At 58.6% G+C, this 15,728-nt stretch carries 13 protein-coding genes and 1 pseudogene; 5 read left to right on the top strand and 9 right to left on the bottom strand.

The window, feature by feature from the left end; genetic code table 11:
- The first annotated feature begins 2 nt into the window (after positions 1–2).
- The 3 genes from P8K07_03075 to P8K07_03065 are packed head-to-tail and all read left to right on the top strand — an operon-like array spanning position 3 to position 4,997.
- Complete coding sequence (locus P8K07_03075) at positions 3–3,014, top strand: methyltransferase domain-containing protein (protein ID MDG1957501.1); 3,012 nt, start codon at positions 3–5, stop codon at positions 3,012–3,014.
- A 13-nt stretch (positions 3,015–3,027) separates the two neighbouring features.
- Positions 3,028–4,176 (top strand): DUF6077 domain-containing protein, encoded by a 1,149-nt coding sequence (locus P8K07_03070; protein MDG1957500.1) that lies wholly within the window; start codon positions 3,028–3,030, stop codon positions 4,174–4,176.
- The gene (locus P8K07_03065) at positions 4,173–4,997 is read left to right on the top strand and encodes a hypothetical protein (protein MDG1957499.1); all 825 of its coding nucleotides are present in this window, start codon (positions 4,173–4,175) and stop codon (positions 4,995–4,997) included. Before P8K07_03070 ends, P8K07_03065 begins: the two co-directional genes overlap by 4 nt.
- A gap of 24 nt (positions 4,998–5,021) precedes the next feature.
- On the opposite strand, the gene P8K07_03060 is transcribed toward P8K07_03065, so the two are convergent.
- Both P8K07_03060 and gor read right to left on the bottom strand, forming a co-directional pair.
- A complete protein-coding gene (locus tag P8K07_03060; protein ID MDG1957498.1) occupies positions 5,022–6,254 on the bottom strand; it encodes an LL-diaminopimelate aminotransferase in 1,233 nt (410 codons plus the stop codon).
- 43 nt (positions 6,255–6,297) lie between these two features.
- Positions 6,298–7,653: a glutathione-disulfide reductase gene (gene gor / locus P8K07_03055; protein ID MDG1957497.1), complete on the bottom strand. Its 1,356-nt coding sequence runs from the start codon at positions 7,651–7,653 to the stop codon at positions 6,298–6,300.
- Between the two features lie 321 nt (positions 7,654–7,974).
- Here gor and P8K07_03050 point away from each other — a divergent pair, with 321 nt between their 5' ends.
- Complete coding sequence (locus P8K07_03050; GenBank protein MDG1957496.1) at positions 7,975–9,669, top strand: ATP-binding protein; 1,695 nt, start codon at positions 7,975–7,977, stop codon at positions 9,667–9,669.
- A gap of 17 nt (positions 9,670–9,686) precedes the next feature.
- On the opposite strand, the gene P8K07_03045 is transcribed toward P8K07_03050, so the two are convergent.
- Together P8K07_03045 and P8K07_03040 are read right to left on the bottom strand one after the other, a co-directional pair.
- Positions 9,687–10,253, bottom strand: coding sequence for a CoA pyrophosphatase (locus P8K07_03045; protein MDG1957495.1), 567 nt, complete (start codon positions 10,251–10,253; stop codon positions 9,687–9,689).
- Positions 10,254–10,289: 36 nt separating this feature from the next.
- Positions 10,290–10,565 (bottom strand): annotated as a pseudogene (locus P8K07_03040) (HNH endonuclease).
- A gap of 171 nt (positions 10,566–10,736) precedes the next feature.
- Here P8K07_03040 and P8K07_03035 point away from each other — a divergent pair.
- Complete coding sequence (locus P8K07_03035; GenBank protein ID MDG1957494.1) at positions 10,737–11,201, top strand: nuclear transport factor 2 family protein; 465 nt, start codon at positions 10,737–10,739, stop codon at positions 11,199–11,201.
- Between the two features lie 50 nt (positions 11,202–11,251).
- Here the strand turns inward: P8K07_03035 and P8K07_03030 are convergent, their stop codons facing one another.
- The 5 genes from P8K07_03030 to P8K07_03010 all read right to left on the bottom strand — a co-directional run bounded on the left by P8K07_03030 (position 11,252) and on the right by P8K07_03010 (position 15,710).
- Positions 11,252–12,259: an NAD(P)-dependent oxidoreductase gene (locus P8K07_03030; GenBank protein MDG1957493.1), complete on the bottom strand. Its 1,008-nt coding sequence runs from the start codon at positions 12,257–12,259 to the stop codon at positions 11,252–11,254.
- Positions 12,256–12,915, bottom strand: coding sequence for a TetR/AcrR family transcriptional regulator (locus P8K07_03025; protein MDG1957492.1), 660 nt, complete (start codon positions 12,913–12,915; stop codon positions 12,256–12,258). Before P8K07_03025 ends, P8K07_03030 begins: the two co-directional genes overlap by 4 nt.
- A gap of 47 nt (positions 12,916–12,962) precedes the next feature.
- Positions 12,963–14,210: an alkyl sulfatase dimerization domain-containing protein gene (locus P8K07_03020; protein ID MDG1957491.1), complete on the bottom strand. Its 1,248-nt coding sequence runs from the start codon at positions 14,208–14,210 to the stop codon at positions 12,963–12,965.
- A gap of 116 nt (positions 14,211–14,326) precedes the next feature.
- Complete coding sequence (locus P8K07_03015; GenBank protein MDG1957490.1) at positions 14,327–14,749, bottom strand: hypothetical protein; 423 nt, start codon at positions 14,747–14,749, stop codon at positions 14,327–14,329.
- A 40-nt stretch (positions 14,750–14,789) separates the two neighbouring features.
- On the bottom strand, positions 14,790–15,710 hold the full coding sequence (locus P8K07_03010; protein ID MDG1957489.1) for a lysophospholipid acyltransferase family protein: 921 nt from the start codon (positions 15,708–15,710) through the stop codon (positions 14,790–14,792).
- Positions 15,711–15,728: the final 18 nt, after the last annotated feature.

Raw genomic sequence — 15,728 nt, 5'->3', positions numbered from 1 at the left:
GCATGAACGAAAAAATCGCTCTTTTCGTGCTCGGCATGCACCGGTCGGGGACCTCCCTGATGGCGGGGTGCCTGGCCGCTCTGGGCGTCGACTTCGGAACCGATATGGTCCCAGCCCGAAAAGACGTGAACGAAAAGGGTTTTTTCGAGCACCGCCAGGTCCTCGAGGTCCACGATCAGCTTCTCACGCTTCTGGGGTCCGACTGGGCCGACCCCTGCGCCCTCCCCGAGGATTGGTGGCATGGCGCCAGTGGTATTGCCGAGCAACGGCACCTTCGGTCGATCGCCCATCAGGATCTTCGCGGGCCCGTCATCGGCGTCAAGGACCCCCGGCTCGCTCGACTGCTGCCCCTATGGACCGATATCATGAGGAAGGAGGCTCGCGCGGCCAAAGCCATTATTGTTTTGCGGAAACCCTCCGAAATTGCGGCCTCGCTCGAAAGACGCGACCAGTTCTCCGAGGAGCGCAGCCTGTTGCTGTGGCTCACCCAGATGCTGAGCACCGAGGAAGTTACTCGAGACCTACCGCGCCTGTTTATAACGTTCGAAGAGATTCTCGAGAACCCGACAGCAACCTGCCAGAAGATCGCGGACCACCTCGACGTGCCCTTCGCCACCTCTCCTGAAGACAGCCGTGAAGCTCTGTCTGCCTTTGCCGCACCGAGTTTGCGCCATCATCAACTCACATCTCCGGAAAACCCGATGGTGGCCGAAGCCTGGGAGGTGTTCCAAAGGGCGGCTGTCGACTCATCCTTCAATCCTGGCCGTGCACTTGAGCACATCCGCGAGCGGACCAACGCTAGCAGTTCGCTATTTTACGCCACGCACAACCAAATGGCGCACGAACTGGAAGAGACGCGGGCTGCATTTCGAGAATCTGTAGACGCCCTCAAGCAGCGGGACCAGCAGCTTGACGATGTCAGCAACGGGTTCCAGACGGCGCTGGATACACTGCGGGAATTAGGAGTGATCAGTCCCGAGACGCCCGTGCCCGAGATTCTCTCCCGATTGCCGGAGGGCAAAAGCCCTCCTCTGGAATTCTCACAGAATCTCGAGAAAACTCTCACCATCCCGGCAACGAGACCCGAGGAGAGCCAAAGTCTGACCTACAAGGGCTCGATCGATTTCTCGATAGAGAACAACTCTCATTCAATTGCCTTTCGTTTTCTGACCGAAGCCAGCGAGGGCCGCGTTTGTCGGATCCTGGAGGCCGGCTGCGCTTCGGGTTATTTCGGCAATGCTCTGCGCGCGTTTGGCCATGAGGTCTGGGGGGTCGAGACCGACAATCAAGCCGCCGCTGTCGCCAAAGAATCTCTCGACAACGTTTTCGTGGGGACAATCGAGAAGTTTCTCGAGACCAAAGATCGCCCCTCGGCATTTGATTTCGTCACATTTGGCGATGTGCTGGAGCATATTGCTGACCCGGAGACGATTTTACGCCAGACCCGCGAGCTTCTCGGCCCCCAAGGCTGCGTCATCGCATCGATACCCAACGTCGCCCATCTCGCCGTGCGCAGCATGCTTCTCGAAGGTCGATTCGAGTACAGCAAACTCGGCATCATGGACGAGACCCATCTGCGCTTCTTTACCCGCGACAGCATTCTCGAACTTTTTGCGCACGCCGGCTTCACCGTCGAGAGAATCGCGAAGACAGTGCTGCCCGTGTCAGCAACCGGAATTCCCGTTCAACCAGCTTCGACTGCGGCCGCTACCGAGTTTTGCAACGATGACGAAGCCGATGTCTTCCAGTTCGTCATTCTTGCGCGACCCACCAATATCGACAAGCCCATCGAAATTCCGGTGAACTTCCCTGCCCGGACTGGGAAACGCATTCTCGCATTACCGCCGGTCGCCGACAGCACTCTGGTCGATATCCGCATCCGACAGCCACTGCGTGAATGGAGTGAACAACTCGGTGGTCATTTCCGATGCGGCAACCTGATCATCCCGTTGCCGGAAGATATCGCCTGGGCCGAGATTATTGTGCTCCAGCGCGAGGCCAATGAACCGACGCTCGCCTTGATTCGGCAGCTGCAAGGTTACGGCAAGAAAATCGTCTTCGATATTGACGATCTGCTCACCGAGATTCCGGACTACCTGCTCTCTGCCAAAACAACGACAGCGAAGCGCAAAATTCTCGAGGAGACGATCGCTACCGTCGATGCGGTCACTGTTGCCACCGAGCCTCTTCGCGAAGCCTACCGCGAGTTGAACCCGAATATTTTTGTTGTGCCCAACACCTCGCCCGCAATCGCACCACACCCGGAAATCGCGACCAAGGATGAGCGTGTCGCGCTTGTGGTTGCTTCATCCGATACGGTTCGGCTCGATTTCATCACCGATTGCCTGCGCGAGGTACAAGCAAGCAGGGGAGATCAGGTTCGCTTGATCGGGATCGGACCTCCAGGTGATTATCTGGCTGATCAAGGGCTCGATATCGAGAGGAACAAGAATCTGAACTACCAGAACTTCCGCCTTTTCCTCCAGAGTCTCCCGAATGCAATCGGCCTGATCCCGCTGGACGAGTCTCGGTTCAATAGCTGTAAAAGCGCGATCAAATTCCTCGATTATGCACAGACGGGAGTGCCTGCGATCTGCTCCAATGTCGCGCCGTACGCACAAGTCGTGATCGATGGAGTCACCGGCCGGTTAGCTATCAATGAGACCGAGGCCTGGACAAATAGCATCTATGATCTCCTCGATGATGCCGCGGGTCGCGAGGCTCTCGCGACTGCCGCAAAAAGAGCGGCCAATCAGGAACTGGGGTCGCAACATGCGGCCGCCGCCTGGCAGGAACTCGTGGATCACCTCGAGCCCTATCCAGCGCGAACCACATCCTTCAACCCTGAACTCATCGCCAGCCTCGAGGTTCCCACCCGCGCGCTGCGAGTGCTCGACAGGGTTCGCGGGCTTGTCCAGAAAATTCAGGATCCAACTCGCGCCAATAAAATCCGCCGCATCTGGAAAATCGAAGGCCTGAGCGGATTCGGGCGCCGATTAATTGGACGGCACTAGGGAACATCTCGGCATGAGCCAATCTTCCTTGGGCAGTCGCTTCAGTCGCGGATCGATCGTCGGTTTTGGTCTCTGGACGCTCCTCGCCCAAGGCACAGCTCTCGCCGGCGGTACACCCCGACAGTTGGGGATCTCTGTCCTCCTTCTGATGATGGCCCTCCTCGCCGGTTTCGCCGCCAAAGCCCTGTATCAGTCCAAAAAAGGCTCGACTGCGCGCTCTCATGCGGTCGATCCCCCGAGGACAACGGCGCCTCCGACGCCGGAGAAATTGTCGTCCTGGCAAAAGTTGATTCCATTTTTTCTGAGCTTTGTAATGCTTGCTCTTGCGGGGTTCGCAGCCGAACCTGAGATCCTGGCCGGGGCGTTGGCGATTATTGCGACCGGAATTCTCATGCTCGAGATCCGCCGGCCACCGCTTTGGATATCCCCCTCTTCCTCCCCGAGAGCCGAGCGAGGACTTCTGATCCTTGCGATTCTCATCGCATTCATTACCGCCAGTGCGCACCGTCCCGATGCTGACGATGCCATGTACGTAAATATCGCGACGACGGCAGCGGACTTCCCCGACCGGACACTTCTCAGCTTTGACGGTTCTCTGACAGAATCGGACATCCCGCTGCCTGAAGCAGCCTACCGCTCCCATACTCTGGAAATTCTAGCGGGCATCCTGGCCCGTGCGACCGGCTTTTCTCCGATTTCGCTGCTGCATATCGCGTTCGCCTTTTGGGCCACCCTGCTGGCCGTATTCGCGCAAGCGGAACTGCAGAAGATCTTCTGGCCGCGGCAATGGCTTCTGGGCACAATTTTCACAATTCTGATCCTCTTCGCGCTCGGGGAGAGTCACCGAGGGTATGGGAATTTTGCCTTTGTTCGCATTCATCAGGGGAAGGGCATCCTGCTTGCAGCGGTGCTTCCGATGATGATTGCCTCGGGCTTTCACTACATGCGCACGCCCACGGGAAGGAATTGGTGTGTCCTTCTTCTTGCGATGGTCGCATCGACCGGGGTGTCCTCGACGGGAATCGTGATTGCACCAGTCGCCCTGATCGGCGTACTCGTCGCCTCCTCGTCTCCTGATCGAAAATCGGCACAGACAATGTTCTGCGGACTGCTGACCGCACTCTATCCCGTGGCTCTTGCGATGCTTTTGGGGGTCCTATGAACGTCATCAGTGCCTTCACGGAGGTATTGGGGAGTGGCCCCAGTTTCTGGCTCCTTCTGGCCGGAGTCCTCGGGGCGGCATGGCTTGCGCCCCACGGCAGCCTGTTACGGCGCTCGGCCGCCATCGTTCTTCTGGGACTGAGCCTGGTCCGTCTCTCGCCCGCAATGACAAGCTGGGTCCTCGATACCGTCGTGCCAACCTTTCAACCCTGGCGTCTTTTTTTCTGGCCAATCCCGATTGCGGCCATTGCCGCCGCGGGCCTCCTGAGCTTGCTCGCCTGCGCCACCTCCGCACGCCTCCGCGGGTTCCTGACGGGCACGGCAGTACTGGCCCTCCTGGTGGCAGCGTTTATTGGCCCCACCAGTACGATGCGCCCCGAAAATCGAGTGCGCTTCGGGTTCCCCGGACTGAAAGTCCCTCCAGCCGAATTCGATCTGGCGCGAGAAATTTCGGCCGCAAGCGCGGGCAGGCTCATTGTTCTCGCTCCCGATGCCATCGCGACCTGGATTCCGGTCTCCCGCGGCCACGACTACCCCTATCTGAATCGCCTGTATTGGGCTCACCGACTAGGTGCCCACCTCGGATGGCGTGAGTCTCAAAAGCGCTGGAAACTCATGCAGTACGTCGAAGGCATGGAAAGGTTCCGGATGGGGCCCACGGCCCTCCGGCAAATTCTTCGCGATCGGGAAATCGATGTGGTCGTCTTTCACCGCGGGACCCCCTGGACAGACGAGATACGCGAGACTGCTCAGGACGCTGGGTGCAAGAAAATTTTGATGAGCGATCGATACGAAGTATGGAGAAGGCCGGTCGACCCCTGACATTTCCTCCGGCCGATTCCTCTCCTACCAGGAGACCGCAGAGATCCGGCGCAACGCCTCTTCGACATTTTCCCGAGAGTTGAAGGCACTGAGTCGGAAATACCCCTCACCCGAAGGGCCAAAGCCTGACCCAGGCGTCCCGACAACTTCGGCCTGCGTCAGCAATTGATCGAAGAAGTCCCACGAAGTCGTGCCGGTCGGCGTCCGGAACCAGATATAGGGTGCATCCACCCCACCGAAGACTTCGAACCCCGAGTCCGCAAGTCCCTCACGAATCCGGACTGCGTTTTCCATATAGAACGAGACGATCTTGCGCGTCTGCTGTCGCCCCTCGGGCGTATAGACGGCTGCAGCCGCGCGCTGGACGGGATAGGAGACCCCGTTGAATTTCGTACAATGCCGACGGTTCCACAGTCCGTTGAGCGGCACCTTGTCGCCTGCGGCAGTCGTTCCCATGACTTCCTTCGGAACGACGGTAAAGGCGCAACGTGTCCCGGTGAATCCGGCACTTTTCGAGAAGCTTCGAAATTCCAGGGCCACTTCTCGAGCGCCTTCGATCTCATAGATCGAGTGCGGAATATCCGGGTTGGAGATAAAGCCCTCATACGCAGCGTCAAAGAGAATGACGGCGCTATTCTCCTTGGCGTACGCCACCCACATCGCCAACTGCTCCCGGGTCGCAGCCATCCCTGTCGGGTTATTCGGGGAGCATAGATAAATCAGATCGACCGGAACATCGGGAGGCGTCGGCGTAAAGGAGTTTTCAGCAGTCGCCGGCATATAGACGATTCCTGCATATTTGCCGTCATCACCCGCAGGGCCGCTGCGACCAGCCATGACATTGGTGTCGAGGTAGACGGGATAGACCGGATCGGTCAAGGCGACAATATTATCGAGCCCGAAGATCTCCTGAATATTGCCGCTATCACATTTCGATCCGTCCGAGATAAATAATTCATCCGCAGACAGCTCGACTCCGCGAGCCGCAAAATCATGCTCCCGAATGGTTTCATTCAGAAAGTCGTAGCCCTGCTCGGGGCCGTAGCCCCGAAAACCAGCCTGAGTTGCCATCTCGTCAACCGCGGCATGCATCGCCTCGACCACCGCAGGGACCAGAGGCTCGGTCACATCGCCGATACCTAATTTGATGATCGAGGCCTTCGGGTTCTCCTTGCTGAACGCACCGACGCGGCGTCCGATTTCGGGAAAGAGATAACCTGCCTGCAGCTTGAGATAGTTCTCGTTGATCCGTGCCATGGCCAAGAGTTAACCAACCAATGCAGCTCTGCCAACCGGAAGTTTACTCGCCTACCGGCGTCCGCATGGTGACCAGTTCCTCGGCGGCCGTCGGATGGATCCCGACGGTGTCGTCAAATTGCTCCTTGGTCAGTCCTGCCTTGATCGCCACCGCAAATCCCTGCACGATTTCCCCCGCCTCGGGACCCAGCACATGCAACCCGAGAACAAGCCGATTATTCCGCTCGACAATCAACTTCATCATCATGGTTTCATCGCTGCCCGTGAGGGTATGCTTCAAGATGCGAAAACGAGATCGGAAAATCTCCACCTCCGTAGATACCTCGCGAGCCTCTTCCTCGGTCATCCCGACGGATGCGAAACTGGGCTGACTGAACACAGCCGAAGGTATATTCGCGTGGTCGACCGGGGTCGGTCGGCCATCGAAAAGCGTCGCCGCGAGGGCCATGCCCTCATGGATGGCCACAGGAGTGAGCTGAATCCGGTCGGTAATATCGCCAATCGCATGGACACTCGGAATATTGGTGCAGCTGTATTCGTCCACCAGAACAGCTCCTTGGGGAGAGACCGCCACACCGGCTTCAGCCAGACCCAAATCGCGGGTCAAGGGACGACGACCAATCGCATAGAGAGCCTGATCGACCTCCAGCTCCTGGCCGTTGTTCAGAACGACTCGGATCCCGGTCTCCATGCGCTCGAGTCGCACCACGTCCGTGTCGAAGCGCAGATCGATATCCTTCTTTCGCATCTCCTCAGCCAGCGCCGCGCGGACGTCGTTATCAAAGCCACGCAGAAAAAGCGGCCCGCGATAGATCTGCGTCACGGACGATCCCAACCCCCGCATGATGCCGGCAAATTCCACCGCAATATAGCCGCCCCCAACGACGAGAATCCGCTCGGGCTGATCGGGAAGCGCAAACATCTCATCGGAGGTAATCGCGATCTCGGAGCCCTCGATCTCCGGCCAAACGGGCGACGAACCCGTCGCGAGAAGGATGTGTTTGGCCGTATGGAGCTTGCCATCGACCGAGACAGTATGCGGATCCACCAGCTTCGCATGACCGTGAATGATCTCGACGCCGGCTGTCTCCAGAATGGACTGGTAGATCCCGTTCAAGCGGAGGATTTCCGCGTCCTTGTTCGCAATCAGGGCCGACCACGAGAAGGAGGTTTCTCCGACGGTCCATCCGAACCCTGCAGCGTCATGAAAATCTTCGGAATAATGTGAGGCGTAGACCAATAGTTTTTTGGGGATGCAGCCGACATTGACACAGGTGCCCCCCAACCTTTGCTCTTCGGCAACCGCGACGCGCGCCCCATAACTCGCTGCCATACGGCTGGCGCGGACGCCTCCGGACCCGGCACCGATCGTGAAAAGATCAAAATCAAAACGGCTCATAACTCTTCCTTCTCGCGATTAATGCCCGCAGGAACAATCGTCTGTGGGCGGATTCGTGCAGACTCGATGGCGAATTCTAGCGAGAATGGCCCAAAAATCGGAAAAAAAAGGCCGAAGTAGGTATTTACACCTACTCTTTAATCTCGCAGAGGGCCGATAATTTACCCTGTGGGGGAAATGATTCCAAAAATCGGCAGCCATGCCGCGTCGATCGTCACGCCTTCAAGTCCTTTCGGTCAGGCGTCGGCAGGCAGGGGGCAGATGTCTTCCCGGGGCAGCGACGCATCTTCTTCCCCTTACTGGAAGGTCCCCGGCCGCTCTGTGAGCCGCACATTATTGATGGTCGCCGGCCTGCCCCTCCTGACCCAGATTATCGGCAGCATTTTCAACATCTGGTACAATACGACCCACGTCACGCCCTTCCTGGTGGGCGATCAGATCAAGCTCTTCACGCGCACGATCTTCCTTTTTAATATTACTATTTACCCTGTATTAACAGGAATTTGGCTCCTCGCGGTCGCTTGGCTTTATCGCCCGCTGAGCCGTCTGGAAAAAGGCGAGACTCTGTCTCAGCCGATGCTGGAGCGAGCGCAACGCCGTGCGGTTCACCTGCCTTGGTGGTTCGGTGGCGTAACCGCGGCCGGGTGGTTGCTCTGTATTCCGGGCCTGCTGATTCCGCTCATGCTGATGGCCGAAACCCCTCTCGACCCCCGGCTCCTGACTCATATGCCGATCTCGATTGCGATCGCCGGTCTGACATCGGTCAGCCAGGGGGTGTTCGTTGTCGAACTGGCAACGGAGCGTTGGCTCTATGGGCGTCTCTTCCAGAACATAGCCCCCTCGGAGTCCGCCGGTGTCCATCCGCTTTCCCTGCGTGGTCGCGGTATGCTCTGGCTGGTCACAGCCGCGGTCTGTCCGGTTTTCTCCTTGCTCCTTCTGGTTCTCGGCTCGGACAATATGGGAGCAGATCGACTTTTTGCGGGTGCGGTTTCGTTCATGGCCGTCGGCTTCGCTTTGGTCAGTGCCTGGCTGATGTCTCGACTGCTGGTCGAGCCCGTCGAAAAACTGCGCCACGCCGCACAGAGCGTAGCGACCGGAGACCTGGACGTGCAGATCGACCTCCTCCGCGCCGACGAGTTCGGCCCGTTGATTCAGGAATTCAACGTGATGGTAGCCGAGCTCCGCGAACAAGAACGTCTGAAGCGACAGATTGCCGAGCGCACCCGTGACCTCGAGGTCACCACGACCCAGCTCGAGACCGAGGCTGAGCAGCGCCAGCAGGTGACCAATCACCTCCGCAGCGCCCTGTCATCTGCTGAAAATGCCAGCCGGGCGAAGACTGAGTTTCTCGCCAATATGAGCCACGAATTGCGAACTCCTCTTTCGGCCATTCTCGGCTTTGCCGAAATTCTGCAAGACGACGGCCTGCCACAGGATTCGCGTCTTGAATTCACCAGCTCGATCGAGAAAAGCGGTCGCCATCTGCTACATATCATCAACGACCTGCTTGATCTGACCGCGATTCAATCGGGCAAACTCCCTGTGGCCAAGGCAGATTGCGACCCCAAGGAAATCCTTCAGGAAGTCGTGGAGCTTGTCAGCGTCAAGGCGGAACAGAAGGGCCTGGCCGTCCGCTGCGAAATCGAGGCCGATGTTCCGGTACTCGTCCACACCGACGCTCTCCGACTCCGACAAGCTCTGGTAAATCTGGTCGGCAATGCCACCAAATTTACCGAAGAGGGGTCCATCGTGGTCCGAGTCTCTTCAATCGCCGAAGGGCGTCGCCTCCGGTTCGATATCGAGGATACCGGCCCCGGCATTGCCGCAGACCAGATCGATCGAATATTCGAGCCCTTCACTCTCGGCGATATGTCCACGACACGCACCCATGAAGGAACCGGCCTCGGCCTGCCAATCTCGCGACACCTGGCGCAACTTCTCGGCGGCGATCTGGTAGTTGAGTCCCGGCTCGGTCAGGGATCGAACTTTCAACTCACGATCGATCCCGCGCTCTGAGTGCCAACCCGACCGCGCTAGCTATCGGGTCCCTCCGCAAAGGCGGCGGCCAGAAAATTCTCGATCATGCGGTGCGTCAGTCCCCAGACGATCTGCTCCTCCACCACAAAAGCCTGAACCTCCGACTTGAATTTCGGCGTATCGATAAGCGTTTGACGGTGGTTTGATTTATCCCGGAAGGACGCCAACGGAAGCCAGAGTGCCGCGGCCACCTCCTCCGGGTCGATTTTGGTCTCCCTGACGCGGTCGAGACTGAACAGAAATGGGCTGACCACCATCCCGACGGGGCGACCACTGGAATAGGCTGGCAACTCGTTCATCGGGGTAATCAACTCCCCGTGACTCGTCAGGTCAACGCCTACCTCTTCCAGCGTCTCCCGAATCGCCGTTTGGACCAGCGACAGATCTTCAGGCTCGCTGCGGCCGCCCGGAAAAGCCATATGCCCCGACCAAGGATCCTCGGGATGCTCGGCTCTCCGGATCATCAGCACCTTGGGGCCATCCGGATGAGGGGCGAGAACCATGGCGACAGCGGCACGGTGCGGGTCCTTCTCGTCGAGAAGTTGCGCCTCCGCTTTTCGCATCCGGGACTCGATGGAGCGCAACATCTCGCCCTTGGGTTCCCATTCAAAATCCAAAGCGTGTTTCTTCTCGGTGTTGCAGGGCTTGCAAGCCGCCACAAGGTTCCCGCGCGCGGATCGCCCGCCACGGATCACCGGAACGATATGATCCATCGTCAATTCTGCGGCACCGACATCCGCGCCACAATAGTGGCAGAGGCCCGACGACTTTCGCCGTTTCCACCAGGGACTTTTCCGAATCTCGCGAGCCTTCTGGCGTTCGCGACGAATCTGCTCTTCGCTGACCGGCACGAGAAATCCTGACTCGGGAGACATTATCAGCAGTCTAAGGGTGCTGAGAGGCTGCCAGCAAGTCACGCTGCCCGCATAAAGCGAAGTTCAACGTCCATGAGAGATCCTCCATCAAGCCCGATCTCGTTCGAAAAACTGGATCTGCTTGCACTTCGATCCGATTTGTCCTGAGTTAGGTGCCGGAGGTTCATCTCAATGAGCAAACTTGATGAGGAAATTTTGAATACCTACAAACGGCTGGTCGCAACGCGCGATCGCGTCGAAACCGGGGAACTTCCCTGGTCTGCTCTCTCCGAGTTCTTCACCGAGGATGCCACCTTTGTCGATCCTGCCTGGGGACGCGTCCACGGCCGGCAGGCCATCGAAACTTTCTTCGAAGATTCCATGCAAGGACTCGAAGGCTGGACCTTCCCGCACCAGTGGTCGATGGTCGATGGGAATCGACTGGTGTCCGCCTGGATGAATCGGCTACCCGGTCAGCGCGCTGATGGCAGCTTCTATGAAGCCCCCGGGCTCTCCGTTCTCGACTATGCCGGGGACGGAAAGTTCTCCTCCGAGTACGATCATCTGAATATGGTGCACGTATTCGAGGTCATGAAGGAAAGCGGCTGGAAACCCGCCGGCCCGATGAAAACCCCGCCAAGCCCGGTTCCGCGCTGAGTGGGAACAGCATCCGCAGCGGCAATCAACGCGTGCCTCGGCCAAGCTGCTTAACGATGATCCAGCACCGCCGGATTGGCCAAATGGTTCGGTCGATCGCCACGCAGCCAGGCTTCGATTGCGTCGACAATCATCGCAGACTGGTGCGTGATCACATCTCGGCTGGCGCCACCGATATGTGGAGTCGCTATCACGTTGGGCAACAGCACGAACCGATCGTCTGAACGGACGGGCTCCTCCCAGAGAACATCCAGCGCGGCCGCGGAAAGGCGGCCCGACGCGAGAGCGTCATAAAGAGCATCGGCGTCCACCGACGCCGCCCGGGCCGTATTGATAAAATAAGCACCCGGCTTCATTTGGGCAATCTCCTCGGGTCCGAGCAAATTCTTGGTCTCGGGCACGTCCGCCACGTGCAAGGAGAGAAGATCGGCCTGCTGCAAGACTTCGGTCAGGCTTCCGCAGCGAGCGTCGTTTTGCTCGAAAACCGCTTCCGCTACATGCGGATCGTGAGCAACGACTCGAGCACCAAATGCCTGCACCCGACGCGCCACTCGCTGGCCGATCGCGCCGAAACCAATCAAGCCGACCGTTCGTCCGTGCAACTCCGACCCTGTCATCGCGTCGTACATCGTGATGAACTCGTTCGCATCCGGGAGCGACGACCGGTCGGACTTTACCCATTCGATGGCCGGATGGATATGGCGCAAGATCATCAACATAAAGCAGAGCGTGATATCCGCAACCGCTTCGGCATTCCGAGCCGGCGTATGGAAGACAGGTATACCGCGGGTCGCAGCCACGTCGAGGTCCACGTTCACCGGACTACCGCGACAAGTTCCGATCATCTTTATATCGACGAGGTCGAGTAGTTCCTTCCGAATTTCGTCGGCTTCAGTGATGATGACATCACAACCTTCCGCACGAAGCCTTTCCGCGAATGCAGCTCCTTCGAAGAATATATTCTTCGTCTCGCGCCAATCCTCATGATGAAACGGCATGATGCTCCCCAGCCGCTCCAGCTGATCCGCCGCAAACGGCGCGGTGACAAAAGCTTTCAAAATGACCTTCCCGAGGCTTCGTCCACATCGAAAAGTTTTTCGACCAGTGCAATTACGCGCTGGCGTAATTCCTGACGAACGGAATCTTCCTCGACAGCGCCGCCGACAGCCGCAGAAACCATCGGGCTGTCCAACATCAAGACCAGAACAACCGACTGGATGGTTACCATATAAAAGGTCGCTTCGGCCGGATCCACCTTGCCGCCCGTGAAGGTTCGCACCCAATCGAGGAAAGTCGACCAGGAGTTGTCGAGCGCCTCGCGCTCGCCCTCACTCATGTCTTCGGTCCCGTCGATCATCCTTCGCATCAGCAAGCGCGGAACCGTCAAATCTTCAGCAAAGAAATCGAAGGCAGCACCCATAGCGACTTCGACGGTGCGACGCGCTTCGACAGGCGTCTCCGGGGTGCGATCGCCGACGACATCCGTCAGTCGCGATACCAACTGGTCCTGCACCTGGGTCAGGATCGCCGTAAAAAGAACTTCCTTCGAATCCCAATGATAGTGGAGACTCGAAATATTAACCGAGGCGCGAGCCGCGATCTCACGCGTGGAGGCGCCTTTGAAACCCTTTTCGGAAAAAACTTCCTGCGCGGCGGCGAGGATTTTCTCCTTGGTCGAAACTTTCGGTTGTGCAGATTGATTGGCAGTCTTCATCGCGTTTTTTTCATGTTGTAAATTCAGGGGAGGGCGCTTCGAAGATATCAACGGATACCCGTCGGATGCGGGGCGCCGCGCTTCAAAATTCGTCCACTGGATATATACAGGCTTTGGGAAACAAAGCTCGGGGCCTCCTCGGCCAGAATACGGCAAAGTCGAGCCTTGAGCTTGCGAGCGTCGATGACTTCGGCGGTGTCGCCCGGGGCGAGCGCGAGCAAATCGATCACGTGCAGTGCCAATTGCGGTTCGCCTGCATCGAGCAACTCCTGCGCACGGGCAAGAACCGCGCCTTTGTCGGCAATTGCCGACAAGATCGCCCGGCCAGACGCATCCGGGGTCGCCGGATGCAGGTTCGTCGGATTTCGGTCCCACCATCCGGTCTCGGAACGGAAAATATCCCGCGCAATGAAATCGGGATGTCCATAGGTTGGCGTCATCCAGGGTAGGCCGAAAAGGGCTTCCGGGTACTCGATACCGGCAAGAATTTCCTCGATCCCCATCCCCCCATTGAGGCCCTCGACCACTCGTTCCCGCACCCATCGCAGCGCTTCGGCCATGGACAGCAAGACGGTACGAATCTTTTCGCTTCCTTCCACCGAGGGCCCAAATTCCATGACCATCAGCTCGGCGTCCAGCGAAGCCAGTCTCTCAAGAGTCTCGGCCCATCGCACCGCATAGCGCTGGGTGCGGAGAGGTGTGCCTATATTGGGGATATTCGGTGTGACCGCCGCTCCCCCGTAGAGAACTTTTTCTTGCGGCAACCAAAGGGCCACTGCATCGTCGGTTTCCGAGGGAGCCCAGAGCAGCTCGACACGTCGATTGCCATCATCGAAAACCATCGCGTCGGTAAAAGTCTCGTTGGGCATCTCCAAGGTGAGAGGATGATCGCCGAGAATTCCCACAGGTAGCCGGAGCTGGATCTCGGCAAAAAACTTTTGCAGCCCTTCAGTCTCGCGATATCGCTTCCAGCGAGTCACAAGGTTCTCGTGGGCAATCACGCGCGGCCGAGGATCACCTCGTTCCTCGCAATGTTCCAACCAGGTCGCGATCGCATCGTTGTACCCCAGATGACCATGCGAATAGACAATCGCAAAAATTGGCGCCTCGGTGATCTCCCGCAAACGATCCAACATCTCGCGTGCCTTCTCGGCGGAATTCCCGGTGTCGAGCTGGAGGACCCCCTGCTCCATCTCCACGGAAAGTGCGTTGCCCATGCCACCAAGCACATGCACACCCGGTGCGGCCGTGCCCAAAAATGAAGGTGCGAGAATCGGATTGGAGTCCATAGCCATGCTGCCAACCTATCAGCTGTTCCGGATTTTCGCCCCCGGAGGTTGGAAGTCGACTGGCACGGCTATTTTGTCGACAAGTCGGCGGAAAATCGGTTGGAAATCTCGGTCGAAAGTGGTCAGGAGCCCGGGGCGCGCTTGCGACCCAGGAGGGCATCCATCCCCCGAGAGCCGGTAGAACCGGCCGCCGCCGCCGCCGCGAGCGCCGTCGGCCGACCACTGGCCACTGCCGCTTCGAGGCGCACGATTTCATCCTTGAGCCGCTGGATCTCCTGATCACGTGAGCGCAATTCGCTCTCGAGACTGACCACCTTTTCCAGAACGAATCGCAAATGACCGATTTCCTTGACCGCATGGGTCAGGTGAGCCTCCAGCTCCTCATTCTCGACGCGCAGCGCCTTGGTGGCTCGATTGATAGCTCGCGTTTTTTTCGCCTCGGCACCTTCGACCTCTTTGCGGAGAAGAGCGAGCTCGTCGGAGGAAGAACCCCGAGCAGGCTTTCCCGCCTCCCCCCCTGCCTTTCGCTTCGCCGCTGTAGCCATGGATTTTGCTTATCAGGAGATCCGCGAGCCGACAAAGGCCTCAGCCTCGCCAGCGGCGATGCATCCAGAGCCATTGGCCCGGATATCGGCGAATACAATCTTCGTAGGAGGCGTTCACCTTCGTCATCATTTCAATCAGCAGAGCCGGATCCTTGTCGCGTTTGGGCGGCGGAGCGATCGGCTCCTGCACGATGATCTCGTGCTGATTCGTGCGGCCGACTCGCGCCATCACCGCCACTTGAAGCGGTGCCTGTACCAGCTGTGCCAGTCGTGCCGGACCAAGCGTGGTTGAGGCCGGCCGGCCAAAAAACGGCACGGGAAAACCATGCCCCGCTGGTTCGTGCTGATCGATCGGCAGCGCGACGAGTTCGCCACCACGGAGGCGCTGCAACAACTCCCGGGCAGCCGATCGCTTGGCGAGCATCCGAGTGCCCGGACGACTGCGGATCGCCGCGATCTGCGCTTCGACCAGCGGGTTCTTGAATCGGCGATAGACCAGCGAAATCGGGTGCCCGAGAAACCCCTGAGCCTGCGCGAACATTTCCCAATTACCAAAATGACCGGTCGCGACCACGCATGGCCCCTGAACGACGCCCTCTCGCCAGCGCTGCTCGTCCGCCGGCGAAGCAAAACCAACGCGATCCCGAATATTGCCGGTGTTCAGTTCCGAAAAGTGTGCGAGTTCGCCGGCAAGACGGCCCAAATTGTCAAAAGAATCGCGCAGGGTCGCCTCCCGCCAGGCATCGTCCTTGTCGGGAAAGGCAATCTCCAAATTGGCCAAACCGAGGCCATGGAGCCGCTCGAGAAAGCGCATCGCTCCTCGCGAAACGCCGGAGGCCAACCCCACGGACCAGGGCTCCGGCAGGCTGCCGAGAGTCCCTAGCAGAAGCCGCAAGCCGACCGCTTCTGCTCGATCACTCAGATTCCTGCCCCGAAGACCACCCACAAAGTTTCCCTCCATCCCTGCACTCTCGGCCGA

It is taken from the genome of Candidatus Binatia bacterium (genome assembly GCA_029248525.1).
In the GTDB taxonomy this organism is placed as follows: Bacteria; Desulfobacterota; Binatia; order UBA12015; family UBA12015; genus UBA12015.
The sequence above is the reverse complement of the archived record's forward strand: the minus strand, read 5'-3'. Positions and strand labels throughout refer to the sequence as shown.